Genomic DNA, 1,079 nt, shown 5'->3' on the forward strand with positions numbered 1-1,079 from the left:
GTAATCTATGCGGATGTGCATTTTTGCGCCGCAATCTTTACAGAAAAGCAAGCCCGACAAAGGGTGGATTTCCCCGTCCCCGTTGGGGCGTCTGACGGGCGCGTTTTCCAAAATCCGCTGTGCGGTTTCAAAGTCGGCGCGGTCAATAATCGGCTCATGCACATTTTCGGTTATCTGCCATTGGCTCCGGTCTACATAGTGGTTCCGCTTGTCCCGGAAATGCTTTGTAGTCTTGAAGTTGACTACATCGCCGCAATACTCCTGCCGCGTGAGGATATGGGTCAAGGTGACTTTGTTCCACTTGTAGCGGTTATCCTCATTGAGCGCCTTGTTTTTACACGTTCCCCGTCCCCGGTCTTTCATGTAGAAAGTAGGGGTAGGGATTTGCTCCTGCGTCAGATATACGGCGATTTGGTTGCGGTTCTTCCCGCCGATAAACAGACGGAAAATAAGGCGCACAACCTCGGCGGCTTCCTCGTCGATTATCCAAAAATCCTTGTTGTCCGGGTCTTTCATATAGCCGTAGGGGGCTTCGGTGGCAATCGGCTTTCCGCTCATGCCCTTCGTTTTAATGCCGGTCTTTACTTTCTTGCTGATGTCCTTTGCGTACCACTCCGACATGATGTTGATAAAGGGCGCAAACTCCAATGTGTCGGGCTTCTCGCTGTCTATCCCGTTGTTGACCGCGATAAAGCGCACATTGTTCCGTCTGAATATCTCCATAGCGTTGCCAACTTGGAGATAGTCGCGCCCCCAGCGCGTCAGGTCTTTCATAATGCAGACACCGATTTTTCCGTTTTCTACATCGTCCATCATGCGGGAATAGGCAGAACGGTCAAAAAATCTGCCGCTTTCGTCATCGTCAATGTAGTGCCGGATATTGGTTAAGTGCTGTCCTCTGGCATAGTTCTCCAAAAAGATTTTTTGGTTCTGTATGCTGTTGCTCTCACCGCCGTCCCTGTCCTCGTCGCCCACGGAAAGGCGGGAGTAAAGGGCGGTAATTTTGCTATAATCAGTCATGTGCATAACCTCCTGTGCGTCCATGTAGGTGTCCTTTACACTTAAAATTATGCACTCCA

The 1,079-nt window shown here is 50.3% G+C and carries 1 protein-coding gene; it reads right to left on the reverse strand.

Annotated features, from left to right (window positions below):
- A partial coding sequence (locus tag B5F88_RS19685) for a recombinase family protein (RefSeq protein WP_162612268.1) occupies positions 1–1,044 on the reverse strand: 1,044 nt, incomplete at its 3' end.
- Between the last annotated feature and the right edge of the window lie 35 nt (positions 1,045–1,079).

Origin of the sequence: Flavonifractor sp. An306 (assembly GCF_002159455.1) — a bacterium.
Lineage (GTDB): Bacteria > Bacillota > Clostridia > Oscillospirales > Oscillospiraceae > Flavonifractor.